The organism is Streptomyces decoyicus (assembly GCF_019880305.1).
GTDB lineage: Bacteria > Actinomycetota > Actinomycetes > Streptomycetales > Streptomycetaceae > Streptomyces > Streptomyces decoyicus.
Genome location: NZ_CP082301.1, coordinates 5,540,223 through 5,564,268, shown reverse-complemented (window position 1 = coordinate 5,564,268; position 24,046 = coordinate 5,540,223). Strand labels below are relative to the sequence as shown.

The window sequence follows — 24,046 nt, the reverse complement described above, 5'->3', positions numbered from 1 at the left end:
TTCTCCACCTGCCCTTGGCTTGCGCCGAACCCGATCTTACATTGGACAATGTCTAAGTCAAGAAGAAGCCGAAACTCGTACTCGATCCGGTGATGGACCTGCACTGCTACCCTGGCTGTATCTGACTGATAGGTGATTGGCATGAGTGACCTGCTGGAACGGCTCCGGGGACGCGGCTGGCGGCTGACCGCGCAGCGACGCGTCGTCGCCGAGGTCCTCGACGGGGACCACGTCCACTACACCGCCGACGAGGTGCACGCGCTGGCATCCGACCGGCTTCCCGAGATCTCGCGCGCCACGGTCTACAACACGCTCGGCGAACTGGTCTCGCTCGGTGAGGTGATCGAGGTGAGCACGGACGGCCGGGCCAAGCGCTACGACCCCAACGCCCACCACGACCACCAGCACCTCATCTGCTCGCAGTGCGGCACGATCCGCGACGTCCACGTCCAGGGCGACCCGCTCTCCGCGCTTCCCGAGCCGGAGCGCTACGGCTTCCAGGTCTCCGAGGTCACCGTGACCTACCGGGGCCTCTGCCCCAACTGCCACGCCACGCCCTGACACCAAGGGGAGCCGGGCCCCCGTCCGGGCCCTCCCCGCCCCGCGTCACGCCGTACGCCTCCCCGCCCCGCGTCACGCCGTACGCCTCCCCGCCCCGCGTCACGCCGTACGCCTCCCCGAGCCCGCGTCCCTCCGGCCGCGGGCTGCTTCGCGTGCCCGGCCCGCCCACCGATCCCCCTGCCACCTGGCGCCTCATCTCCCCCACCGCACACCCGTGCCCGCACGCCCCTTGCCCGAATCTGACGCACCGTCATATCGTCGGCGGGCCGCGCTTTCCGGCCACCGGGCCCGACCGGGCCCCGCGCCCCGCACCACGGCGGCACCCTGTCCGCACTCCGCAAGGAGCACCCCGTGGGAGAGCCGCACCCTTCCCCCGCAGCGCACCGCCCACCCGCCGAGCCGTCCTCCCCCCGCCCACCGGCCCTGCGCGCCCGCGCCCTGACCCGCTCGTTCGGCCGCGGCAGAACGGCGCTGGCCGCCCTCGGCCCCGTCGACGCCGAGATCGCACCGGGCGAATTCGTCTGTCTCGTCGGCCCGTCCGGCTGCGGCAAGTCGACCCTGCTGCGGATCGCCGCCGGGCTGCTGCGCCCCAGCGAGGGCGAGCTGGAGATCCGGGCGAGCGCCGAACGGCCGGCCGCAATGATCTTCCAGGACTACGGCATCCATGACTGGAAAACCGTGCTGGCCAATGTCCGCTTCGGCCTCGACATCCAGCGCGTGCCCCGTAAGGAGGCCGACGCACGGGCCCGCTCCTGGCTCGCCCGGATGGAGCTCACCGAGTTCGCCGGCGCCTATCCGGCCGCGCTCTCCGGCGGGATGCGCCAGCGCGTCGCCATTGCCCGCGCGCTCGCCGTGGAGCCGGAGATGCTGCTGATGGACGAGCCGTTCGCGGCCCTCGACGCCCAGCTGCGCACCCTCCTCCAGGACGAGCTGCTCGACCTCACCCAGACCACCCGCACCACCACCCTCTTCATCACCCACAGCCTCGAAGAGGCCCTGGTGCTCGGTGACCGGGTCCTGGTGATGTCCGCCCGGCCCGGCCGGATCATCGCCGAACGCCGCCCGCCGTTCGGCCGTCCACGCACCGGCGCGGTCCGGGACACCCCCGAATTCACCGCCCTGAAGGCCGAGTTGTGGCAGCTGCTGCGCAACGAGGTCGACGGGGCCGCCACGGCACACCCGACCGCCGAGGGGGCCGTCCCCGCATGAGCACCGCCCTCCACCCGCCCGGCCCCGGCCACGAGGACGGCCGGCCCGCCCCGGCCGGCCGTCTTCTCGTCCGCCGCCCCGGCCCCCAGGAGCTGCATCCCCGGCGCGCCCACCGCCGCCGGCGCACCCTGGAGGTCTCCCTCGCCGTCGCCGTCCCGCTGCTGCTCGTCCTGCTGTGGCAGCTGGCCGCCGACCGGGCCTGGATCGACGACCGCATCTACCCCGCGCCGTCCACGATCCTGGCCGACGGCTGGCAGCGCGCCCTGGCCGGCGACCTGTGGCCGGACGTGTGGGCCACTCTCCGGCGCGTGCTGGCCGGGTACGCCGTCGGCACCGTCTCCGGCTACCTCCTGGGCCTGCTGATGGGATCGCTGCCGCTCGTACGGGCCGCCCTGGAACCCCTCCTGGACGCCCTGTACGTCGTGCCCAAGCTCGCGCTGCTGCCGGTCTTCCTGAACATGTTCGGGCTCGGCGAGAGACCGCAGGTCGCCCTCGTCGCCGCCACCGTCTTCTTCTTCGTCTGGATCTCCACCATGGCGGCGGTGCTGGCCATCCCGTCCGGGCACCGCGATGCCGGCCGGGTGTTCGGCGCGAGCGCCTGGCAGATGTTCCGGCACGTCCTGCTGCCGGCCTCGCTGCCCGCCATCCTGGTGGGCGCCCGGATCGCCGCGGGCGTGGCCGTCCTGGTCATCGTCGCCTCGGAACAGATCGCGGCCACCGACGGCCTCGGCCATCTGATCTTCGACTCGCGTGCCCTGTTCCAGAACGACGTGATGTGCGTCGGCATCGTCTGTGTGGCCGTCCTCGGTGTGCTCTTCTCCGAACTGGTGCGGCTGGCCGGGCGCTTCCTCACCCCCTGGGCACCCCGCGACCGCGGCCGGTCCCAGAGCTGACCCACGGCACCGCCCCGTCCGCCCCGACGCCGCCCCGCACGGAGGTCCCATGCGCACCCGCACCACCGCCGTCGCCGTGCTCCTCACCGCCCTCGCCCTCGGCGCGGGCTGCGCCGCCCACAAGGACGACGGTGCCCCCGTTGCCGGGCCCCGCCCCATCAAGCCCGTACAGGGCTGCGGCAAGCCCTCCTGGACCGACCCCGCCGGCCTCGCCCCTGGCCGCACCCCGGCACGCTGCGACAAGGGCGCCCCGGCCCCGCGCCCCCTCGCCGGACGCCGCACGCTCACGGTCGCCACCGGCACCCTCAACGCCGAGTACGTGGCCCCCCTGCGACTGGCCCTCGCCAGGGGTGAGTTCCGGAAGGAGGGCCTCGACGTCCGGCTGAAGGTCCTGCCCACCCCGGAGGCACTGCCGCTGCTGGCCAAGGGCGATCTGGACGCCCTGTGGGCGGCCCCCGAAGCCGCCGTCGTCAACGGCATCAACGGCGGTTTCGACATCCGCTGGGTGGCCGGCAACTTCTCCCCCGCCCCGCGGTCCAAGAGCGGCCTGTGGGTGCGCCTGAAGAGCGGGGAGAGCGCCTCGTCGGTCTCCCTCAAGGGATCGAGGATGGGCACCATGATCGGGAAGGGCTCCGTGATCATGTACCCGATGGCCGCGTCCTTCGCCCGGCACGGCGCCGACCTGCACTCCGTCGCCTTCCAGCAGCTCGGCTCCGCCGACGTACTGACCGCCCTGACCGGCGGCGGCGTGGACTCCGCCTGGCTGCTCGACCCGGTCTGGCGCCGGGTCGACGGCGACCGGAATTACGCCTTCCTAGGCGGCCAGCCCCAGGGCGAACCGCTCGGCGGCGCCCTGTACGGGCCGAACCTGCTCCAGCGGGACGCGGACGCCGGGGTCGCCTTCCTGCGGGCCTACATCCGCACGGTCAACACGTACTTCGCCGGCGACTACAAGGCCGACCGGTCATTCGTCACCGGGCTCGCGCACCTCCTGGACATCGACCGGACGATCCTCACCTCGGTGCCGTCGCTCCGGATGGACTGGGAGATCAGAAAGGGCACCACGGACCGGCTCCAGAAGGCCTACCGGGACGCCGGCGTCACCCGGGGCGCACCGCTGCCGGAGCACAGGCTGGTCGACCGCAGCCTGTACGCGGAGGCGGTCGGCCACCGGCTGCGGCGGTAGAACGGCGGACATGACGAAGGCCCGGATTCTCAAGGAATCCGGGCCTTCGTCTTTTCAGTAGCGGGGACAGGATTTGAACCTGCGACCTCTGGGTTATGAGCCCAGCGAGCTACCGAGCTGCTCCACCCCGCGTCGTTGTTGCCGTAACTCTAACCCCAGGCCGACGACCAGCGCAAATCCCTTCCGCACGGCCCAGGACCCGGCCCCGTGGACCGGGCCCTCGGCTGCGTGCGCCCGTAGCACCCGCTAGGCGCTGAGCTCCTCCTGGAGCGCCGTCCGCAACCGCGCCGCACGCTCCGCCACCTCCGGCGGCCCCAGCTCGACGGCGCGCGCACACCAGCTCTGCGCCTCCGCGAGCGCACCGCGCCGGGCGGCGAGCAGCGCCAGCCGCAGCGCGGCCCGGCCATGGCCGCTCTCGGCGGCACGCTGCCACCACAGGGCGGCCTCGGGAAGGCTGCCCTCGCGGGCCAGCAGCAGCCCGAGGTTGAAGGCGCCGTTACGGCTGCCGGCCTCGGCCGCCGCGCGGTACCAGTCGGCGGCCTCGACGGCATCCCCGCGAGCCGCCGCGAACATGCCAACCCGGACCTGGGCGCGACGGTGGCCCTGCCGCGCGGCTCGCTCGTACCACTGCACGCTCTCGTCGTCCGCCGTGCGCTCGCTGTCGGCCAGCCCCTCGCCCGCGGCCGCCGCCCTGCGGTCGAGCAGATCCGCGAGCCGGAAGGCCGCCTCGGCGCTGCCGCCGCCGGCCGCACAGCGCAGATTCCGCTCCGCGTCCTGCAGCTCACCGTCCCGCAGCTGCACGATGGCGACCTGGAGGGCCGCCTCCGTGTGCCCGGCCGCGGCCGCCCGCTCGTACCAGGTGTGCGCCGTACGCTCCGCACCGCGCCCGGCGAAGAGGATGCCGAGGTTGAACGCGGCATCCACGCTGCCCGCTTCGGCCGCCTTGGAGAACCACGGCTCGGCCCCCGAGGCGTCACCGCGCTGGAGCAGCAGGATGGCCAGCGCGTTGGCGGCCTCACGGTGCCCGGCGTAGGCGGCCCGGCGGTACCACTGCTCACCGCGCCCCTCCCGGCCCTGCTCGGCGCAGAGCAACCCGATGTTGTAGGCGCCGTTCACATCCCCGGCGTCCAGCGCGACGCGGTACCAGCGCTCGGCGGTCTGGAGTTCACCGCGGTCGGCGTGCAGCGCACCGAGCGCATTGGCAGCGTTGCCATCGCCGTCCTGGGCCGCCCGCCGCCACCACTCCGCGGCGCTCTCCTCGTCCCCCGCGTCACGCAGCAGGAAGCCCAGCGCACAGGCCGCGCGCGCCTCGCCGTCCTTGGCGGCGGACAGGTACCAGCGGCCCGCCTCCTGGACGTCACCGCGCTCCTCCAGCAGCGCGCCCAGTTGCAGCGCCGCCCGGCGGTGGCCCCGCGCCGCGGCCTGGCGGTACCACTGCTCGGCCTCCTCCTGCTGGGTCAGCTCGCCGTACGCGGGGACCGCACGCCGTTCCGCGTCGCGGCCGTCCTCGATGAGCCGCGCGAGGCGGTAGGCGGCCTCGCGGTGGCCACGCTCGGCGGCCGTACGGAACCAGCGCTCGGCGCCGATGTCGCCGCGGTGCTCCAGGAGGTCGGCGAGGGCGTACGCGCCCAGGCAGTGGCCGGACTCCGCGGACTGGCGCAGCCAGTACTCGGCCGCCGGCTCGTCACCGCGTTCGCGGTAGTGGCGCCCGAGGGCGTGCGCGGCGGCGGCGGAGCCGGCGACGGCCGCGATGCGCCACCAGCCGGCCGCCTCGTCCCCGTAGCCCCGCTGGTGCAGCAGGACGCCGAGGTTGTTGGCCGCGGCGCGGTCACCGGCGGCGGCCGCGGAGCGCAGATGCGGCTCGGCGCCGTCGAGGTCACCACGGCGCAGCAGCATCGCGCCGAGCGCGCTCATGGCGGCGGTGTCGCCCGCCTCGGCGGCCCGGCGGTGGCCGGACTCGGTCACGGCATCGGACGCTTCGGCAGCCTCCGCGGCCTCCATCGCGTCCATGTGCAGCTCGGATTCGCGCCCGTCGTCGGGCGCATGCACAAACCGGTCCGTCTCCAACAACCTTGCCTTGTCCCCCATAAGACCCATCGTCGCATCACCTGCAACCCGCGTACACCTGGTATACCGCAGCCAGTGAGGTCACTTCGGCGGTTTGTCGACTTCCCGACACGACGACTTGTCAAACTCAAGCACACACCTTCCCCACATCGGCCGCGCGACCCGCTGTGACCGGTAACGACCTGAACACATGCCGAAGGCCCGGATCCTTGAGGATCCGGGCCTTCGTCTTTTCAGTAGCGGGGACAGGATTTGAACCTGCGACCTCTGGGTTATGAGCCCAGCGAGCTACCGAGCTGCTCCACCCCGCGTCGTTGTGTCTTCAAGGTATCACGGTAACGGGATGCCCCAGCACCACCGCGGCCCTGTGGCCGCCGGTACGAAACCGGCGGCCACAAGGTCCGGGCATACGGCCGGCTCAGCTGCCCGGCTTGCCGCCCTTCTCGGACGCCTTCGCCGCGCGGTCCAGCGCCGCCTTGAGCTTCTTCTGGGCCTCGCCGTAACCGGCCCAGTCGCCCGAGGCACGCGCCTTCTCGCCCTCTTCGTAGGCCTTCTGGGCGTCGCCCAGGGCCTGCTGCACCGTCTGGCCGGACGGGGGCTGCTTACCGGTGTCGCCGCCCGGCGGCTCCTCGGTGCCCGTACTGGGCGCCTTCTTGCCGAAGACCACATCCAGCGCGTCCTTGAGGGAGTCCTCCAGGACGGGCTTGTTGTCGCCGTAGCTGACCAGCACCTTCTTCAGGAGCGGGTAGTTGGTGTTGGCGCCCCGCAGATACACCGGTTCGACGTAGAGCAGTCCGCCGTCCAGGGGCACGGTCAGCAGATTGCCGTACTCGATCTCCGAGTCGCCGAACTTCTTGAGGATGTTGAGTTCATTGGCGATGACCGGATCGGAGTTGAACTTCGACTGCACCAGCTGCGGGCCGGGCACCGGTGTCTCCGACGGCAGCTTCAGCAGTCTGATCTTGCCGTAGTCGCCGCTGGTCGCATTGGCGTCGACGGCCATGAACGCACCGAGGTTGTCGCGCTTGTTGGGCGTGAAGGTCGTCGTCAGCGAGAACTGGCGGTTCTTCTGGTCCGGCATCTTCATGCTCAGGTAGTACGGCGGTACGGCGTTGCCCGACTTGGTCGTCGGGTCGTTCGGGATCTGCCAGCGCTCGGAGCCGGTGTAGAAGGTCCCCGGATCGGTGACGTGGTACGTGGTCAGCAGCTGACGCTGCACCTTGAAGAGGTCCTGCGGGTAGCGCAGGTGCTCCTTGAGCGCCGGGCTGATGGCGCTCTTCTTCTCGACCGTGCCGGGGAAGGACTTCATCCAGGTCTTGAGGACCGGGTCCTTGTCGTCCCACTGGTAGAGCTTGACCGAACCGTCGTAGGCGTCCACCGTCGCCTTGACGGAGTTACGGATGTAGTTGACCTGGTTCTGCTGGGCCACCACCGCCCGCTGTCCGTCGGTGAGCGAATCGGCCGTGCTGTCCCCGAGCGTGGTGCGCGAGGCGTACGGATAGCCGTTGCTGGTGGTGTAGGCGTCCACGATCCACTTGATCCGGCCGTCCATGACCGCCGGGTAGGCGTCGCCGTCGATGGTCAGCCAGGGGGCGACGGATTCGACGCGCTCCTTGGGCGTGCGGTTGTACAGGATCCGCGAGCCCTCGCCGATCGCGCCGGAGTAGAGGATCTGCGGCTCCCCGAACGCCACCGCGTAAGCGGCACGGTTGACCGGGTTGGAGAGGTTGACGCCGCTGTTGCCCTTGTAGCTGTAGCTCTTCTCGCCGCTGTCGTCGGAGTAGTCCAGTTCCTTCTGCGGACCGCCGACGATGGAGTACTGCGAGGTCTTCTCGCCGTAGTACACCCGCTGCTGGTACGGGGGGAGCTGCCCCTTGGACGGCAGATCCGACTCGGTGTACTTCGGACCACCGCCTTCGGAGGCCTCGGTCCCCTTGGCGGCGACCGCGCCGTAGCCGTGGGTGTACTTGAAGTGGTCGTTGATCCAGTTGCGCTCGGGGATACCGGCGATGTTCAGCTCACGCAGACCGATGACGGTGTCCTGCTCGGCGCCGCCCTTGTCCTTGTAGCGGTCGACGTCGAGGGTGGAGGGGAACTGGTAGTACCCGCGCACCTGCTGCTGTTGCTGGAAGGCCGGCGAGACCACGTTCGGGTCGAGCAGCCGCATGCTGGCCGTGGTGTCGGCGTCATCGCGCAGCCGCTCGCTGTCCGCCTTGCCGGTGGGCTGGTAGTCGCCCTTGTACGGCGTGACCTCGGAGTCCTGGATGTCGTACGCATCCCGGGTCGCCTTGATGTTCTGCTTGATGTACGGCGCTTCCTTGGCCTGCTCGTTCGGCTGGACCTGGAACTTCTGCACGATCGCCGGATAGAGCCCGCCGATGAGGACCGCCGAGAGCACCATCAGGCCGAAGCCGATCACCGGCAGCTGCCACGTCCGCCGCCAGAGGGTGGCGAAGAACAGCACCGCGCAGATCGCCGCGATGAAGAACAGGATCGTCTTCGCCGGGAGATAGGCGTTGGCGTCGACATACCGCAGGCCCGTCCAGTTGTCGGCCGACTTCAGGCCGCTGGACTTGACCGCCAGGCCGTACCGGTCGAGCCAGTACGCGATCGCCTTGAGCGAGACGAAAATGCCCAGCAGCACCGACAGATGGCCGGTGGCGGCCGCGGTCGCCCGCGAGCCGGGGCTGGTCAGCCGCAGCCCGCCGTAGAGGTAGTGCGTCAGAGCCGCGGCGACCAGGCACAGCACCGCGCAGGCGAAGCCGAAGCTCAACAGGAAGCGGTACCAGGGCAGGTCGAAGGTGTAGAAGGCGATGTCCTTGCCGAACTGCGGGTCCGTCTTGCCGAACGGCACGCCGTTGACCCACTGGAGCCAGGTACGCCACTCACCGGAGGCGGAGGCCCCGGCGATCAGGCCGATCACCGCGGTGACCGCGATCAGCGCCCACTTCTTGAACGGGGCGATCCCCATCCGGTAGCGGTCCAGGCTCTGCTGCTCCACGGACATCGCGCTCAGCGGCGGCCGCAGCCGGTGCGCCAGCCAGACATTGACGCCGACGGCCACGGCCATCAGGACGCCGAAGGAGAAGAACAGGCCGATCTTGGTCCACAGGGTGGTGGTGAAGACCGAGGAGTACTTGACCGAGCGGTACCAGAGCCAATCGGTCCAGAACCCCGCAAACATCACGAAGAGCATGGCCAAGACGGCCAGCACACCCAACGTCATGAGCAGGGTCCGGATCCGCCGCGATGGTCGGCCGACTCTGATCCGTGGCCCTGTCGGGCCTCCGCCGCGGTCCGGCATCTGGAAAGCCAAGGTGCGCACCTCGAAGTTCGCTGTCGTGTTGAGCAGGCCCGGCGATAGTAGGACCCACCGATGCAACTTACGAAGGCTTTACTCAGTTCCCGCTTTCCGGGGTACACAAGGCACGATGTTGAGCATGACCAACCTCCCCGTTGACGGCACCCCCCTCGCCGCCGACCCCCTGACCCGCGCGGTGCTCGAAATCGACGAGTACAGCGCCGGGCTCGGCTGGGATCAGCCCGCCCGACTGTTCGCCCTCGTCGACACCGCCAAGCTGCGCGCGCAGGAGCCCTCGCTCGCCGCCCAGCTCGGCATCGACGACTCCACCACCGCGTCCCTGACCCCCGTGGAACAGGACGAGATCCCGGCGGGCGTCCCGCTGGACGAGTTCCTCGCCACCATCGCCTGGCCGGATGCCGTGGCCGGCTGCGCACTGACCGTGGAGCGGCTGATGCTGCCGCCGTCCGCGGAGGACTCCGAGCCCGAGGGCATGGACGAGGCGCAGCTCGCCAAGTGGGTCGCCCGGCACCCGGACCGCCAGGAGGTCCGGATGACGGTGGCAGTACTGCGCGACGGACGGCGTGAGTCGGCGCTGCGGCTGCGCGAGAAGGACTCCACGTCCGAGGTGCTCACCGGCTCGGCGCTGGTGCCGGGCCTCGCGGAAGCGCTGGCGGCGACGTTCGAGGGCTGACCGCGGCCCAGCAGGGCTGACGGCCGGGCCGGACGTGCGCGTCCGGCCCGGAGGGCTCCCGGTCCTCGGAGCTCCTAGGACCGGGCTGCGGGGCTACAGCTCGGCAGCCCGGCGGTGTCGCCCTTGCGGATCTTCTCCAGCGCCTTGACGGCGTCGCCTATGGTGCCGACCTTGACCAGGGTGAGCCCCTGCGGGGTGTCCTTGGCCGCGGCGGCGCAGTTCTCCTTGGGCGTCAGGAAGAACTCCGCGCCCTTGTCCCGCGCACCGACCGTCTTCATCGAGATGCCACCGATCGGGCCGACCTTGCCCTGGTCGTCGATGGTGCCCGTACCGGCCACGAACTTGCCGCCCGTCATGTCCCCGGGCGTGAGCTTGTCGACGATGCCGAGCGCGAACATCAGCCCGGCGCTCGGGCCGCCGACATCGGCCAGCTTGACGTCGATGGGGAACGGGAAGAGGTGATCCACCCCGGCCTGGATGCCCACGATGGCACGGCCGTCGTCCGCCTTCTGCGTGGTGATCGCGATCTGCTTCGCGCCGGCCTGGGGCTTCTTGCCCTGCTTCTCCGCCGCGGCGGCGTCCTTGACGGGGATGATCGTGAAGACGACCTTCCCACCCGGCTTGTGGCGGGTGACGAGCTTGGCGACATCGCCCACCTGCTTGACCTCCGTGCCGTCCACTGCCTTGATCACATCGCCCGCGTGCAGCCGCCCGTCGGCCGGCTTGTCCTTGACGACGGACCCGACGACGGTCTGGCTGGCGAACGGGACGCGCAGCTGGCTGAGAGCGGAGGCCTTGGCGCTCTCCTGGGACTGGCTGAACTCCTCGGCGTTCTCCTGATCGGCCTGCTCGGCCGTCTGCCCCTCGGGGTAGAGCGTCTTGTGCGGCACCACGGCGTTGTCGTGGTCGAGCCAGCCGTACACCGCCTCGAAGAGGTTCATGTGGTAGTCGGGGCCCGTGACGCGGACGGTGGTCATGTTGAGATGACCGGTCGTCGGGTACGTCTTGCGCTGCGAGATCTGCAGCACCGGCTCGCCGTCGTGATCACCGAGGGTGTTGACCGTCGGTCCCGGTGACATCTCGGCATACGGCACGGGGATCAGCACCCCGGCGCAGAGCAGCGCGATCAGCATCAGGGTCGAGGCGAGCAGCGTCGCGGTGCGGCGTGGCATGGAACGACAGTACGGGACGGGTATGACAACCGGCCCGCGGGGCCGTCCGTACGAGGTCGAACACCCGCCCCCTACGCGGCCGTCATCCCGAAGGGTGGCGGTTGTTTACGCGGACCACCGGAGAACGTCAGACGGGGTCCGACGCGGGGTCGGGAACGGAGTGCTCTCTTTCCATGGCGTCACGGAAGCGTGCATAGCCCGCGAGCTCTGCCACATCCCCGGTCCTGCGGTTCCGTAGGGCCCAGCTGCTCCACACCGCGGCAACCAGCCCGGCACCAACCGGAATCAGCAACCAGAGGAGCGCACCCATCAGCGACCTCCCAACCCCTTGTACGACCGCGATCGACGAATAAGCAGATTAACCATCTGCTGGGTCAACGCTTACGTCAGGGGGCGGGTTACGCAACCGGAGCACAAGGCACCGGTTCGGCCTCGTGTTCGGAGGCCACCACCCCATGACCACTGGGTCATTGCCCGCTGCGTCTGCCGTACCGCCTGCCCCGGGAACGCCTCGTTACGCACCGAGCCGATCTCCGCCTCGGAGGACACCTATGCGACCTACCGCCGCCCGACCTCCACCCCCAGAAGAAGGCGCTACGCGCCTACCCGCCCTCCCGTCACCCGACCTCCACCCCCAGAAGAAGGCGCTACGCGCCTACCCGCCCTCCCGTCACCCGACCTCCACCCCCAGAAGAAGGCGCTACGCGCCTACCCATTCTTCGGTGCCGTCGGAAAACGTCTGATGCTTCCAGATCGGTACCTCGTGCTTGAGGTCGTCGATCAGCTTGCGGCAGGCCTCGAAGGCCTCGCCCCGGTGCGGGCAGGACACCGCGACGACCACGGCAAGATCACCGATGCGCAGATCGCCCACGCGGTGGACGGCGGCCAGCGCCCGCACCGGGAAGTCGGCGATCACCTTCTCGGCGATCCGGCGCATCTCCGCCTCGGCCGTCGGGTGCGCGGAGTAGCCCAGGCCGTCGACGTCGGCGCCGTTGTCGTGCGAGCGGACCGTGCCGACGAACAGGGCCGTGCCGCCCGCTGCCGTGTCTCCCACGGCCGCGAACACCTCGTCCACGGACAGTGCGGTGTCGCGGATCTCCAGGAGGCGGATCGGATCCGCCGCGGCCTGCTCACCGGGGTGGTCGCGGCCGGGGGACGAAGGGGAGGGCGTGCCAGACATACCCCCATCGTGCCGTACGCGGGCACGGCGGGGAATGGCCCTTTCCGCCGGTCGTCCCGGCCGCCGTATGGAGAGTCCTCCAGCCCGACGGGGACTCCCCCGGCCCGCCGGGCCCGGTACCGCTCAGAGGCGGCGGCGGGCCTTACGGGCGCGCCGCACCAGAGCGGCGGTGCCCAGCAGTGCGACGGTGGCACCGGCGGCACCCGCGGCGGTGGCGTCCTTGCGGCCCAGCCGGCGGCCGGCGACGGTGTGCCGTCCGGCGACCTCCTCCAGGAGCTCGGCGAGCACCTCCTCGTTCGTCCACCGGGGCCGCCAGCCGGCATCGTGCAGCCGGCTGCCGCTGACCACCCACGGGTGCATCGTGTACGCGAGGTCCCCTGCGGGCGACGGCGTCAGGCCGATGCGGTGCAGCCGGGCGGCGGCGCCCAGGGCCACCGAGGACGGCAGCTCCATGCGACGGATGCCGGAGAGCTCCTCGACCTCCTCCTGCTCCAGCCAGCCGTCGCAGCCCACCGCCAGCTCGCCGTCGACCTTCTCCAGCGCGGCGAACTCCAGCGCGCTGACCAGGTCCTCGACATGGCAGAACTGCCAGGCGGGGCGGGATCCGGCGACGACCAGGAGGCGGGGCGATTCGAAGTAGCGGGTCAGCGCGGTGTCCGTGCCGCCCACCAGGACGGTGGGGCGCAGCACGGTGACGTTCAGGCCGGGGTGTGCACGCGGGGCGCGGTGTGCGAGGTGTTCGATCTCCAGGAGGTCGCCGACACCGGTGGCGTCCGCGGTGGCCCGCAGCTCGGCGTCCTCGGCCAGCGGAACGTCGTTGTCGGGCAGCGCCCCGTAGACCATGGCGGAGGTGCACAGCACCACCCGGTGGACGCCGGCGGCCGCGGCGGCGGTGAGCACGGTCTGGGTGCCGCGCACGTTGTACGCGGTGCGCGCGGCGGCGTCGGTCTCCAGGTCGAGGTCGAGCGCCAGGTGCACGACGACATCCGCGCCGCGCAGCTTTTCGGCGATGGCCGGGTCCCGGACGTCCAGGACGTGCCAGTGCGCCTCGGCGACGTCGCCGCGCCGCTCGTCGATGGCCACCACCTCCTTGACCTCGTCCGAGGCGACCAGGGCGCGCGTCAGCAGCGCACCGACTCCGGAGGCGGCTCCGGTGACGGCCACCACGGGCCTGCGCAGCGGCCGGTCCGTGGTCCCGCCTGCGCTGGTGCCTGTCTTCTCGGTCTGGGCCGCAGCGTTTCGCGCTGCGCGAACGGTCGGATCTGGGGAACTCACCGGGCGTCTCCAGCGGTTGTCTTCAGTGCGGACGTGTGGTCATGCGTGCGCACCAGGTGGCGTCCATCCTGCCCCAGCCACCGGGACAGCGAAGCACCGAGCCCCGAAGCGGTCCGGGTGTCTACGCTGGAGGTGATGTCGGGCAGCCGCCGTCGGCCACCTGGTCGGCGGCCCTACGAGCCGAGGAAACCCGTGAGTGACACCCCATTTGGATTCGGCCTTCCGCCGGAGGAGCCGGAGGACGGCGACAACGGCAAGAAGAAGGGCGGCCAGGGAGGTAGCCAGGGCCCCGCGGACCCCTTCGGGTTCGGCGGCGGGAGCGGCGGCGCGGACAACCCGTTCGCGGCGCTCTTCGGCGGCATGGGCGGCCCCGGCGGCGAAATGAACCCTGGTGACCTGGGCGCCGCCTTCCAGAAGCTCGGGCAGATGCTCTCCTACGAGGGCGGCCCGGTGAACTGGGACATGGCCAAGGACATTGCGCGGCAGACCGTCGCACAGGGCGCCGAGAACGGCAGCAAGGACGCGAGCCTGTCGCCGGGCGAGCGGACCGCGGTCGAGGAGGCCGTGCGCCTCGCCGACCTGTGGCTGGACGGTGTGACGTCCCTGCCGTCGGGCTCCGGCTCGGTGGTGGCCTGGAGCCGCGCCGAGTGGGTCGAGGAGACCCTCCCGGTGTGGAAGGACCTGGTCAATCCGCTCGCCGAGCGTGTCGGGGCGGCCATGGGCGATGTGCTTCCCGAGGAGATGCAGGCCATGGCGGGCCCGCTGCTCGGGATGATGCGCTCCATGGGCGGCGCGATGTTCGGCACCCAGATCGGCCAGGCACTGGGCGTGCTCGCCGGTGAGGTCGTCGGTTCGACGGACATCGGACTTCCGCTGGGTCCGGCCGGCAAGGCCGCGCTGCTGCCCGGGAACATCGCGACGTTCGGCGAGGGCCTGGGCGTGCCGGAAGAGGAAGTGCGGCTGTATCTGGCCCTGCGTGAGGCCGCCCACCAGCGGCTCTTCGCCCATGTGCCGTGGCTGCGCTCGCATCTGTTCGGTGCCGTCGAGGGCTATGCGCGCGGCATCAAGGTCGACACCACCAAGCTGGAGGATGTGGTCGGCCAGATCGATCCGCAGCATCCCGAAGAGCTTCAGAACGCCCTCCAGCAGGGCATGTTCCAGCCCGAGGACACCCCGGAGCAGAAGGCGGCTCTGGCGAGGCTGGAGACCGCGCTGGCGCTGGTCGAGGGCTGGGTGGACGCGGTGGTGCACTCCGCCGCCAAGCCGCATCTGCCGTCCGCGGACAAGCTCCGTGAGACGCTGCGGCGGCGCCGGGCGAGCGGTGGCCCCGCCGAGCAGACGTTCTCGACGCTGATCGGTCTGCAGCTGCGTCCGCGGCGGCTGCGGGACGCCTCGCGACTGTGGGCCTCGCTGACGGACGCGCGGGGCCTGGAGGGCCGCGACGGCCTCTGGGAGCACCCGGACATGCTGCCGACGGCGGCCGATCTGGACGACCCGGACGGCTTTGTGCACCACGAGCAGCCGGACTTCTCCGAGCTCGACAAGATGCTCGGCGAGGCCGCGAGCGGCGGCAAGCCGGAACCGGGCAAGCCCGCCCCGGGGAACGACGGCCCGGACGAGGCCCCCGGTGAGAGCAAGGGTGACGACGCCACGTGAGTCTGCATGCGGAGGCGGCGCGGATGCTCAAGGAGTGGTCCGCGCCGTCCGACGGTCAGGAGCAGCTGCGGCTGGCGTACCTGGACCACCTCGCCGCCCATCAGGACGGTATGTGGAAGCCCTGCAAGGACGGGCACCTCACGGCAAGCGCGCTGGTGATCGATCCGGCCGGCGGCCGGGTACTGCTCACCCTGCACCGCAAGCTGGAGATGTGGTTGCAGATGGGCGGCCACTGCGAGCCGGAGGACGCCACGCCGGCCGATGCCGCGCTGCGTGAGGCGCGGGAGGAGTCCGGCATCGCGCAGGGGCTGACGCTGCTGCCCGGTGGCCCGGTGCAGCTGGACCGTCATCACACGCCGTGCGCGGTGCATCTGGACGTCCAGTACGCAGCACTGGCGCCCGCGGACGCGGTGGCGGCGATCAGCGACGAGTCGCTGGATCTGCGGTGGTTCGCCTACGACGAGGTGCCCGGCGTCGCCGATGGGTCGGTGGTGCGCCTGATGGAGCGCACCCGGGCACTCCTCTAGCGGCAGCGGGCCCCACAGCGCACGTGTTCCGGCGCCCGCCCCTTCCGGGGGCGGGCGCCGGAGTGCGTCAACGGCGCATCGACCGGGGTCAGTTGGTGAAGATGTTGCCCTGGTTCTGTCCCCGGGCGCCGTGCTGGCCCATGCCGAACTGGGCGGCCGCACCGGAGCCGATGACGGCGTTCTGCGGCGGCAGCAGCTCGCTGGGCTGGACCAGTACGTAGCCCTGGCCGAGGAAGCTGAGCTCCCAGCCCTCGCCCGTGTTGCCGCGGCGCCGCCACACCCCGGAGGAGTGCGTCTGCGCCTGCATCTGCACGCGCAGCGAGGCGGACCAGGCGACCACCGCGTCGGCGTCGGCGTTGACGTACTTCTCCGGCGTGACCTGCATCATCAGCGGCTGGCCGGAGGTCATCAGGGCGACCTTGCCCCGTCCGGAGATGTTGAGCTGGTACTTGCCGGTGCCGGAGATGCCGTACTGGCTGTCGACGGAGACGACGTCCCAGTGGAGGCCGGAGTCCAGTGCCAGGACATAGCTGCTGTCGATGGTCAGGCCGTCGTGGTCGATGTCGACGACATGGACGTACTGGGCGAGGTTGGCCAGGTAGACCGTGCCCTGCCCGGAGACGCGCATCAGGTCGAGGCCCTCACCGGAGTGCGCGCGGGCCCGGTGCTGGCCCTGGGTCTGGTAGTTGCCTTCGAATTCGAGCAGCCCCTGGTAGGCGACCATCGTGCCCTTGCGGGCGAGGACGTCCTCGTGGCCCTGGAGGGCGACGCGCAGCAACTGGCTGTTCTGTAGCGCGTAGCGGTCCTGGGTCTGCGCCTCGGTGAAGGCGAAAAGCGGACTCTGCATTGGGTGTTCGTCCTCCCCCTCAGCCCCGGGCCCGGAGCCGGTCGGTGCTGTCCTCGCTGGGCTGGACGACGACGAACCCCTCGCCGGAGAAGCCCAGTTGGTATGCCTCGCCGCTGCCGCGCCCGATCATCGAGGACGCCTTGAAGCTGCGCTTGCCCTTCATCTTCAGATGCGTCGACCAGGCGACCAGGGCGTCCGGGTCCACATAGGTCTCGTCCTCGCCGCGGCCGCAGTCGACGACGATGGGCGTGCCGCGGGAGGTCAGGGCGACCCAGCCGGTGCCGGAGATGCCGACGTTGAAGAGTCCCTGGCCGGCGAACTTCGCCATGCCCTTGACGCGCTGCACGCCCCACTGGAGCTGGGTGTCGAAGGCGAGGAGGTTGGTGCCGTTGACGGAGAGCGAGTCACCGTTGAGGTTGATGCAGACCACGTCGGCGCCGTAGTCGGCGAGGTAGAGCACGCCGTCGCCGGAGCACTTCATCAGGGGTGCGCCTTCGCCGGTGAGCCACTGGGAGGCCATCTGGCGGACGGCGGGCGGGTTCGGCTCGTACTGGACGAAACCTTCGTAGGCGACCATCGAGCCGGTGCGTGCGAAGACGTCCTGGCCGCTCTGCATGGCGATCTTCACCATGGCGCTGCCGTGGTTCTCCATACGGGCGGCGGGCGGGGTCGGGGCGTAGCCCGACAGCTGCTGCTGGTTCATGACGTGCGGGCTCCCTCAGACCTCGTAGGGCTGGACGACGATGAAGTTTCCGGGCGCACCGCGGAACTGGAGGTTCACGGTCTCGCCGGAGTGACCGGGGAAGGCGTGCCGGCGCAGGCTCACCTGGCTGGAAATGATCACCTGCGAGGCCGCGGACCAGGCCACGATGGCGTTGGCGTCGGCGAAGGTGGTCGGGGTGACCGGCAGTACGACCGGGGTGCCCTGGGTCTTGACGACGAGGGTGCCGGTCCCCTGGAACTGCATGGTGAACAGGGCACCACCGGGGATGCCGTGGCCCTCGATCCGGCGGACCTCGTGCTGGAGCGACTCGTCGAAGGCGAGGACGCTCTCGGCGGACACACAGATGGCGTCGCCCTGGAGCTCGATGGGGTGGACATGGGCGCTGTTCTCCGCGAAGAAGACCTGGCCCTGGCCGGTGCAGCGCATCAGCTGCATCTCCTGGCCGGTGGCGTTGCCGACGACCCGGCCGCGGAAGCCGGCGCCCTTGTAGCCGAAGTCGACCTTGCCCTGGTAGAGCACCATGCTGCCCTGGCGGGCGAGCACCGGCTGGCCGTCGACGCCGAGGTCGACGCGGATCAGCCTGCTGTTCTGCGGGGCCCAGCGCTGGCCGGTGGGAGCTTCCTTGTACTTGTCCAGTACGACGCCGAGGCCGGGGCCGCCGCCCTGGGGCACGGCCGGTGCCTGGCCGCCCGGATACGGGGCACCCGGGGGCGGCCCCGGCTGTCCGTACGGGGCGGGCTGGGCCTGCGGGGCGCCGTAGCCGCCGGGCGGCGGGGCGGGCTGGCCGTAGGGAGGTGCCTGCGGGGCCTGCTGGCCGGGGAAACCGCCGGGTGCGGTCTGCGGCTGCCCGTACGGGTCCTGGCCGGGTGCCGGCTGGCCGTAGGGGGCCGGTGGCTGCTGTCCGGGCGGTCCGGGCACAGCGGGCGGGGCCATCGGCGCGGCGATGGTGGGCGCGTTGTGCACCTGCGGGGCGGCGGGCTGCGGCGCGGCCGGGGGCGCTTGGGGCGCGCCCGGCGGCGGGCCGAATTCGGGCGCGGGCCGGGGCGGTACGGGCGCGGCGGCGGGCGCCCCGAAGGACGGCGCCGGGGCCGCTCCGGGTGGTGGCGCGAAGCCGGGCACGCCCTGTGCTGCCGCGGGCTGTTCCGGCGCCGCCTCGGCCTCTTCGGCGACCTCGCCGCCGAAGTTCTTCAGCAGCGCGTCGAGTCCGCCGTCGAAGCCCTGGCCGACCGCGGCGAACCGCCAGACGTCCTTGAGGTAGAAGTCGCCGAGCATGACGGCGCGTTCGGTGCTGAACTCGCTGCCCGTGAAGGAGTAGCGGGCGACCTCTTCCCCGCCGGCCACGATCCGGAGGTAGCCGGGGCCGATCTGGGAGACCTGGCCCGCCCCGTCGAGTGCGGCGGTGAAGGAGAGCTTCTGGATGTGCGACGGGATCTTGTCGAGAGTGACCCGGAACGACTCGCTGTCGCCGGCCTGCGCCCCGAGCAGCTGGATCGACTCCTCGGGCGACTTGGGCTGGTTGAAGAAGATGAAGTACCGGTCGTCGGACAGCCGCTCGTCGGCGTCCAGACCGAAGCAGCTGATGTCGAAGGTCAGGCCGGGCCCGGCGATCTGCACGCCGACGTACAGATCCGTTCCTGCCGTCAGATCACCGATTTTGGCCTTGTGGCCCCGCTGGAATTCCCTGGCCATACGTAACGCCCGTCCCCCGCTCCCGCTGTGAGTTCTTCTGCGCGGCCAGGCTAACCGCTGGCGCCGACAGCGGGCGATGCCGGGGCACGGCGGATCTCGTCCGGTTCCGCGCGGTCAATCACCACGGGCGGCGGGCAGATGGGGCAGCCGGTCGGCCGCGACCACTCCTTCGAGGTAGCCGCGGGCCCGCTCCGTACGGGGATAGGCCTCCAGCAGGCGCCAGAACCGGGGGCCGTGGCCGGGGACGAGCAGATGGGCGAGTTCGTGCAGCAGGACGTAGTCGATGACGTACTCCGGCATGCCCTGGAGGCGGTGCGACAGGCGGATGCTGCCCTCGGCCGGGGTGCACGAGCCCCAGCGGGTGTTCTGGTTGGTCACCCAGCGCACCGACGCGGGGCGGGCCCGGCCCTCCAGATACTGGCCGGACAACCGCCCGGCGCGCTCGGCCAGCTCGCCGTCGCCCAGTACCCGCTTGCTCTCCTGGGCGGCGAGCTTGTCCAGCATGACGGTGACCCAGCGCCGCTCCTCGGCCTCGGACATACGGGCCGGAATCAGGACAACCGTGCGGTCACCCTCGCGGTACGCCGAGACCGTTCTGCGCCGCCGTGAGCTGCGGCGCACCTCGACGGCGCTGGTGCCGGACCCCCGGGACGGGGGGCTCGGGGCAGCCCTGCGCGATGTGTCGGCGGCGCGGCGCAAGGGTGTCTCCCCTGGGCCGTGGGAAGGGTCGGCGGGCACGCGCCCGACGTTACCCGCTGGGGCTGCGGGAAGTCCCGCCCCGCGGACGGTTCGCCACCGAACCACTCCATGGCGTGCACCGCTTGTATGACCAATGCCCACCGCCTGTGGATAACTTCCGCGGGGATCGGCCGTTCGGCGCATGCTGTGAGCCGGACGACGAAGGACGGGGGCGGAGATGGGACATCCGATGCTCAAGCCCGCGCTGCGGCGCGGCTGGCGGGACAGGGAAACGGTGCGCTTCGGCGTCGCGCCGGCACATGCGAGGGTGGTCGGCCCGGTCGACACGGCGACCGGCAGCTTCCTCTCGCTGATCGACGGCACACGCACGATGCAGCAATTGATCGAGGAGGCCGCACTGCTGGACCTCCCGCCCGAGCACGCACGGGGCGTGGTGGACCGGCTCGGCGCGGCCGGACTGCTGGAGGCCCCCACCGCAGGCGGGGCGGCGGCCGAGGCCGTACGGGCGGACCACGCCGCCTTCGAGCAGCTGCGGCCCGACCTGGCTTCCCTCTCGGTGCGGCATCCGGAACCCGCGGGCGCCCTGGGCCGGATGGGGGCGCGGCGCGCGGTCCGGGCCAAGGTCAAGGGGACCGGGCGGGTCGGCGCCGCGATCGCGGCACTGCTCTCGGCCTCGGGGATCGGCCGGGTGGAGGTGGTCGACGGCGGCATGGTCCAGCCGTGGGACGTGATGCCCGGCGGACTGCCGGCCGAGCGGATCGGCGAGCGCCGCGACGCCGCCGCGCGACGGCTGGTGCACCAGGCCTCCCCCTGGAGCCGTACGCCGCGGCCGAGGGTCCCGGTCAGCGAGTCCGGCGAGCCCGGTTTGTCCCTCGTGGTGCTCGCCCCGCGCGACGGGCTCGGCGCCTACGCCCCCGACCCCGTGATCTCCGAGCCGCTGCTCACTGCCGGAATCCCGCATCTTTACGCCGGGGTGATCGAGGGCACGGGTGTGGTGGGTCCGTTGGTGCTGCCCGGAGGTTCGGCCTGTGCCCGCTGCGATGAATTACGCCGTACGGACGCGGAGCCTGCCTGGCCGCGGCTGCTGGCGCAGTGGCGGTCGGGCCGTGGTTCCCCCGCGGTGCCGGCCTGCGATGCCGCGCTGGCTACGGCGGTCGCGGGGGTCGCCGCCGTCCAGGCGCTGACGTTCCTCGACGGTGAACTGCCGCCGTGCACAGGGGCGCGGATGGAGGTCGTCTCGCCGTGTGCGAGCGTGCGGACGGTGCGCATCGAGCCGCATCCGGAGTGCGGCTGCGGCGCTGCTGTCCCGCTGAGTACGGCAGGCGCCTCGGATCCTCGGCCGTGACACGCCACAATGACGGAGTAACCCCGGTTGGGGGACAGTGTGAGTTGGAGGGGCGCATGTCTGATCTTCCCCGCAAGGCGGTCACCCGCACCGCCAAGCTGGCCGCGCTGCCACTGGGGTTCGCCGGCCGTGCCACCTGGGGCCTCGGCAAGCGGATCGGCGGCAGATCCGCCGAAATCGTCGGCCGGGAGCTTCAACAGCGCACCGCCGAACAGCTCTTCAAGGTGCTCGGTGAGCTGAAGGGCGGGGCGATGAAGTTCGGGCAGGCGCTGTCCGTCTTCGAGTCGGCGCTGCCCGAGGAGATCGCCGGCCCCTACCGTGCCGCCCTGACGAAGCTTCAGGAAGCGGCCCCGCCGATGCCGACCAGCACGGTGCACTCGGTGCTGGCCGAGCAGCTCGGCCAGGACTGGCGGGAGCTGTTCGAGGAATTCGAGGACAAGCCGGCTGCGGCGGCCTCGATCGGGCAGGTCCACCGCGCGGTGTGGCACGACGGCCGTGAGGTGGCCGTCAAGGTGCAGTATCCGGGTGCCGGGCAGGCGCTGCTGTCCGACCTGGCGCAGCTGAGCCGGTTCGCCCGGCTGCTGGGCCCACTGATCCCGGGCATGGACATCAAGCCGCTGATCACCGAACTGCGCGACCGGGTCTCGGAGGAGCTGGACTACTCCCTGGAGGCGGAGGCCCAGCGGGCGCATGCCGAGGAGTTCGCCGACGACCCGGATGTCGTGGTGCCCGCCGTGGTCCACCAGTGCGATGAGGTGCTGGTGACGGAGTGGATGGAAGGCATGCCGCTGTCGGAGGTGATCGCCGACGGCACCGACGAGCAGCGCAACCGGGCCGGTCAGCTTCTGGCGCGCTTCCTCTTCTCCGGCCCCGCCCGTACGGGCCTGCTGCACGCCGACCCGCACCCGGGGAACTTCCGGCTGCTGGCCGGGGACTCCCCCGACGGCCCCGTCGAGGAGTGGCGGCTGGGGGTGCTGGACTTTGGCACCGTCGACCGGCTGCCCGACGGACTGCCGCCGACGATCGGCACGTCGCTGCGGATGACGCTGGACGGCGACGCGGACTCCGTCTACCAGCTGCTGTGCGAGGAGGGCTTCGTCAAGGAGTCCATCGAGCTGGATCCGGACGCGGTACTGGAATATCTGCTGCCGATCATCGAACCCGCCCAGGTGGAGGAGTTCACCTTCACCCGGGGCTGGATGCGCCATCAGGCGACCCGGATCGGCGATCCGCGCTCCCCCGCCTACCAGTTGGCCAAACAGCTCAATCTGCCGCCCGCCTACCTCCTGATCCACCGTGTGACGTTGAGCACGATCGGCGTGCTGTGCCAGCTGGGGGCGGCGGTACGGCTGCGCGACGAACTCGAGGCATGGCTGCCCGGCTTTGTACCCGAGGAGGAGCCGGCCGGCCCGGACGTGACCGGCATCACCGTCGCGGACGAGGAAATCCGTGTGGACCTCGGCAAGGAGGCCGTCGAGGAGACCCCGGCCTGAGCAGGCCGCCGGGCGGCACGGACCCGGCCGTCCGCTCCGGCCACCGGAGCGGACGGGACGGCCCGAGCGCCTACCGGGCCCCGGTGCCGCCCGGTCTCACCACCAGCTCGAATCCAGGCGTCCCTCGATGGCCCGGATGTTCTCCCGCGCGCAGCGGTCACAGAAGTAGCGGCGCTCACCGTTCTCGACGGAGCAGGTCCAGGTCGGCGGAGAGCCCTCGGCGACCGCGCCGCAACCGGCGCACGCTGTGTCCCCGTCAGTCAACTCCGCCTGTTCATGCGTCTTCTGGTCCACCAGCCGACGATATCCCTGCCAACCCCGCGAAAGCGGGAGACAACGCACGACGGGGCCCGCCCTGTCGGACGGACCCCATGGGTGGCGGTACCAGCGCGCCGCCTTACTGCATCACGGCCATCGCCAGTGCACGGCGGGCACGGAGCGACGCGCGCTCGGCGCGCCGCTGCATACGCCGCGCGGCGGCGAGCCGATGAGCCCTGCGTTCCGATTCAGCCTCTTGGAGGCGTTCGTGCATATGTGCACGCGCCAGGGCTTCTGGGATGAGTTGCATGGCGAGGTTCCTGTTCTGACGCGACTCGATCGCGTCGGCGTTCACATTCACGGGGACGGGTGTGTCGGTGAGGGAGGGATTCATCGTGAGGTCCTGCTTCTGGGGATCCCGTGTGACGGGATGGTCGATCGTTCCTGTGCCGATGGAGTTCATGCCGCAACCGGGTTCTTGCGCGGACGGCCACGCGGACGCTTCCGGGGCACGACGACGCCCTGGACGAAGAGCTCGCCGCCCCAGACACCCCACGGCTCACGGCGGTCTTTGGCGCCGGCGAGACAGGCCTCACGGACGGGACAGGTCTGGCACAGCGTCTTGGCGTACTCGACGTCGGCCGGGGACTCCGCGAAGAAGACCTCGGGGTCATACGTGCGGCACGGAACAGCGGCGCCGAGGCGGTCGATCTCGTCGTCGAGCTCGGTGAGGGGCAGCAAGGGGTTCTCCTGAGGGTCGGGCGGAGGGATCAGGTCGGTCGCTACGGACGGGGTGTGCGTCTGCAGTTGCACGGTGGTGTGTTCCTCGTCTGTTCGGCCCGGCTGGTGGCGGGCGCGTGGGCAAACAAAAGGGCCGCGGATCCCGGTGTGGGTTCCGCGGCCCTGGAAGGTGCCGACCTGATCGTGCCGATCAGGCTGGATCTCTCCAGGGTTCGAGGCCGCGGTAGGCCCACATGTCATGCTGCGTCTGGTACTGCTTCCGGGATCCGGCACCATTGGCCGCCGCGAAGACAAGGGCATTCGCCGATGCCGTCGTTGCTGCTACCGCAGGTGCCTCGGTCGGTCGCGCGGTGCGCTCACTGCGCGTCAGCACAGCGAGGGACTCGGGGCGCGCGACCTCGATACCGGACAGGCGGCCGAAGCCGGACAGACCGGTACCCGGGAGCGAGGAGCCGAGCGGGCAGGTGGCGACGACCGAGGGATCGGTCATTTTGTCGGTCTTGATGATGCTGATCACTGGGCTCGCCTC

Annotated in this window: 23 protein-coding genes and 2 tRNA genes; 9 read left to right on the top strand and 16 right to left on the bottom strand. The window is 71.1% G+C overall.

From position 1 onward, the window contains the following. Positions 1-141: 141 nt before the first annotated feature. The 4 genes from K7C20_RS24620 (at position 142) to K7C20_RS24605 (ending at position 3,849) form a co-directional block, all read left to right on the top strand. Positions 142-561 carry a Fur family transcriptional regulator gene (locus tag K7C20_RS24620; protein ID WP_030081797.1) on the top strand — a complete coding sequence of 140 codons (420 nt, stop codon included), beginning with the start codon at positions 142-144 and terminating at the stop codon, positions 559-561. Positions 562-912: 351 nt separating this feature from the next. After that, positions 913-1,770, top strand: a complete 858-nt coding sequence (locus tag K7C20_RS24615; protein WP_078952834.1) for an ABC transporter ATP-binding protein — start codon at positions 913-915, stop codon at positions 1,768-1,770. Continuing rightward, positions 1,767-2,663 (top strand): ABC transporter permease, encoded by an 897-nt coding sequence (locus K7C20_RS24610; protein ID WP_030081800.1) that lies wholly within the window; start codon positions 1,767-1,769, stop codon positions 2,661-2,663. The genes K7C20_RS24615 and K7C20_RS24610 overlap by 4 nt, the downstream gene beginning before the upstream one ends. Positions 2,664-2,712: 49 nt before the next feature. Next, positions 2,713-3,849, top strand: a complete 1,137-nt coding sequence (locus tag K7C20_RS24605; protein WP_030081802.1) for an ABC transporter substrate-binding protein — start codon at positions 2,713-2,715, stop codon at positions 3,847-3,849. A gap of 58 nt (positions 3,850-3,907) precedes the next feature. On the opposite strand, the gene K7C20_RS24600 is transcribed toward K7C20_RS24605, so the two are convergent. From K7C20_RS24600 to K7C20_RS24585, 4 genes are all read right to left on the bottom strand, one after another. Continuing rightward, positions 3,908-3,981 (bottom strand) — tRNA-Met (locus K7C20_RS24600). A gap of 114 nt (positions 3,982-4,095) precedes the next feature. Beyond that, positions 4,096-5,946 carry a tetratricopeptide repeat protein gene (locus K7C20_RS24595; protein WP_209443845.1) on the bottom strand — a complete coding sequence of 617 codons (1,851 nt, stop codon included), beginning with the start codon at positions 5,944-5,946 and terminating at the stop codon, positions 4,096-4,098. 207 nt (positions 5,947-6,153) lie between these two features. Beyond that, positions 6,154-6,227 (bottom strand) — tRNA-Met (locus K7C20_RS24590). A 107-nt stretch (positions 6,228-6,334) separates the two neighbouring features. Then, on the bottom strand, positions 6,335-9,142 hold the full coding sequence (locus tag K7C20_RS24585) for a UPF0182 family membrane protein (RefSeq protein ID WP_053208524.1): 2,808 nt from the start codon (positions 9,140-9,142) through the stop codon (positions 6,335-6,337). Positions 9,143-9,356: 214 nt separating this feature from the next. Between K7C20_RS24585 and K7C20_RS24580 the strand changes: the two genes are divergently transcribed. Further along, entirely contained in the window at positions 9,357-9,911 is a 555-nt protein-coding gene (locus tag K7C20_RS24580) for a PPA1309 family protein (RefSeq protein ID WP_030081812.1), read from the top strand. Positions 9,912-9,985: 74 nt separating this feature from the next. Here K7C20_RS24580 and K7C20_RS24575 read toward each other — a convergent pair whose 3' ends face one another. The 4 genes from K7C20_RS24575 to K7C20_RS24565 form a co-directional block, all read right to left on the bottom strand. Beyond that, the gene (locus K7C20_RS24575; protein WP_030081814.1) at positions 9,986-11,083 is read right to left on the bottom strand and encodes a YlbL family protein; all 1,098 of its coding nucleotides are present in this window, start codon (positions 11,081-11,083) and stop codon (positions 9,986-9,988) included. A gap of 127 nt (positions 11,084-11,210) precedes the next feature. Next, positions 11,211-11,393, bottom strand: a complete 183-nt coding sequence (locus tag K7C20_RS38395; RefSeq protein WP_078952836.1) for a hypothetical protein — start codon at positions 11,391-11,393, stop codon at positions 11,211-11,213. A 390-nt stretch (positions 11,394-11,783) separates the two neighbouring features. Then, complete coding sequence (locus tag K7C20_RS24570) at positions 11,784-12,263, bottom strand: molybdenum cofactor biosynthesis protein MoaE (RefSeq protein WP_030081816.1); 480 nt, start codon at positions 12,261-12,263, stop codon at positions 11,784-11,786. A 123-nt stretch (positions 12,264-12,386) separates the two neighbouring features. Beyond that, complete coding sequence (locus K7C20_RS24565; protein ID WP_053208525.1) at positions 12,387-13,538, bottom strand: SDR family oxidoreductase; 1,152 nt, start codon at positions 13,536-13,538, stop codon at positions 12,387-12,389. Positions 13,539-13,730: 192 nt separating this feature from the next. Between K7C20_RS24565 and K7C20_RS24560 the strand changes: the two genes are divergently transcribed. Next, on the top strand, positions 13,731-15,194 hold the full coding sequence (locus tag K7C20_RS24560; RefSeq protein WP_053208526.1) for a zinc-dependent metalloprotease: 1,464 nt from the start codon (positions 13,731-13,733) through the stop codon (positions 15,192-15,194). Beyond that, the gene (locus K7C20_RS24555; RefSeq protein WP_030081826.1) at positions 15,191-15,721 is read left to right on the top strand and encodes an NUDIX hydrolase; all 531 of its coding nucleotides are present in this window, start codon (positions 15,191-15,193) and stop codon (positions 15,719-15,721) included. Before K7C20_RS24560 ends, K7C20_RS24555 begins: the two co-directional genes overlap by 4 nt. A gap of 88 nt (positions 15,722-15,809) precedes the next feature. Here K7C20_RS24555 and K7C20_RS24550 read toward each other — a convergent pair whose 3' ends face one another. The 4 genes from K7C20_RS24550 to K7C20_RS24535 all read right to left on the bottom strand — a co-directional run bounded on the left by K7C20_RS24550 (position 15,810) and on the right by K7C20_RS24535 (position 19,719). Then, positions 15,810-16,568, bottom strand: a complete 759-nt coding sequence (locus K7C20_RS24550) for an AIM24 family protein (RefSeq protein ID WP_030081828.1) — start codon at positions 16,566-16,568, stop codon at positions 15,810-15,812. A 19-nt stretch (positions 16,569-16,587) separates the two neighbouring features. After that, complete coding sequence (locus K7C20_RS24545) at positions 16,588-17,271, bottom strand: AIM24 family protein (RefSeq protein WP_030081830.1); 684 nt, start codon at positions 17,269-17,271, stop codon at positions 16,588-16,590. 15 nt (positions 17,272-17,286) lie between these two features. Continuing rightward, positions 17,287-18,981 (bottom strand): TerD family protein, encoded by a 1,695-nt coding sequence (locus tag K7C20_RS24540; protein ID WP_030081832.1) that lies wholly within the window; start codon positions 18,979-18,981, stop codon positions 17,287-17,289. 114 nt (positions 18,982-19,095) lie between these two features. Beyond that, positions 19,096-19,719: a M48 metallopeptidase family protein gene (locus K7C20_RS24535; RefSeq protein WP_400842738.1), complete on the bottom strand. Its 624-nt coding sequence runs from the start codon at positions 19,717-19,719 to the stop codon at positions 19,096-19,098. Between the two features lie 178 nt (positions 19,720-19,897). On the opposite strand from K7C20_RS24535, the gene K7C20_RS24530 reads away from it, so the two are divergent. Then, a complete protein-coding gene (locus K7C20_RS24530; protein ID WP_048829472.1) occupies positions 19,898-21,025 on the top strand; it encodes a ThiF family adenylyltransferase in 1,128 nt (375 codons plus the stop codon). Between the two features lie 56 nt (positions 21,026-21,081). Beyond that, positions 21,082-22,518, top strand: a complete 1,437-nt coding sequence (locus K7C20_RS24525) for an ABC1 kinase family protein (protein ID WP_053208527.1) — start codon at positions 21,082-21,084, stop codon at positions 22,516-22,518. A gap of 96 nt (positions 22,519-22,614) precedes the next feature. Here the strand turns inward: K7C20_RS24525 and K7C20_RS24520 are convergent, their stop codons facing one another. The 4 genes from K7C20_RS24520 to K7C20_RS24505 form a co-directional block, all read right to left on the bottom strand. Further along, a complete protein-coding gene (locus K7C20_RS24520; protein WP_048829473.1) occupies positions 22,615-22,812 on the bottom strand; it encodes a hypothetical protein in 198 nt (65 codons plus the stop codon). Positions 22,813-22,915: 103 nt separating this feature from the next. Then, on the bottom strand, positions 22,916-23,239 hold the full coding sequence (locus K7C20_RS24515; protein WP_030081835.1) for a hypothetical protein: 324 nt from the start codon (positions 23,237-23,239) through the stop codon (positions 22,916-22,918). Beyond that, entirely contained in the window at positions 23,236-23,589 is a 354-nt protein-coding gene (locus tag K7C20_RS24510; protein ID WP_030081837.1) for a WhiB family transcriptional regulator, read from the bottom strand. The genes K7C20_RS24515 and K7C20_RS24510 overlap by 4 nt, the downstream gene beginning before the upstream one ends. A 118-nt stretch (positions 23,590-23,707) precedes the next feature. Continuing rightward, a complete protein-coding gene (locus K7C20_RS24505; RefSeq protein WP_030081839.1) occupies positions 23,708-24,034 on the bottom strand; it encodes a hypothetical protein in 327 nt (108 codons plus the stop codon). Positions 24,035-24,046: the final 12 nt, after the last annotated feature.